Origin of the sequence: Catenovulum sp. 2E275, from assembly GCF_025515275.1 — a bacterium.
In the GTDB taxonomy this organism is placed as follows: Bacteria; Pseudomonadota; Gammaproteobacteria; order Enterobacterales; family Alteromonadaceae; genus Catenovulum.
Genome location: NZ_JAOPFU010000145.1, coordinates 1 through 364 on the forward strand (window position 1 = coordinate 1; position 364 = coordinate 364).

1 protein-coding gene is annotated in these 364 nt (G+C 41.5%); it reads right to left on the reverse strand.

Going from position 1 to position 364, the window contains the following annotated elements:
- Window positions 1–82: 82 nt before the first annotated feature.
- On the reverse strand, window positions 83–364 hold a 282-nt coding region (locus N7931_RS19450), incomplete at its 5' end, for a tyrosine-type recombinase/integrase (RefSeq protein ID WP_262795999.1).

Sequence of the window (364 nt, forward strand, 5' to 3'; positions counted from 1 at the left end):
CAGATCTTAGTTCGCTTTTTATTGAACGTTGGCTCTCAGACTAAAAACAGACAACGGATTTACTATTAGAAGATTTAAGACTTCAGTACGCCAGATCAAGCGGACTGCGAGCATAGCCAAATTTAGAGCCAATGACATGCGTGTAAATCTCAGTTGTTTTTACATCATTGTGACCAAGTAGTTCTTGAACCGTCCTAATGTCAGCACCAGAACGCAGTAGCTCAGTTGCAAATGAATGTCTAAAAGTATGAGCCGTCACCCGTTTATGTATTCCCGAATTCTTGACTGCGAGTCTGAGTTGTTTTCGAAATGCAGTTTCGTGAATATGATGACGACAAATATAGCCGTCTTGTGGATGTGCGCA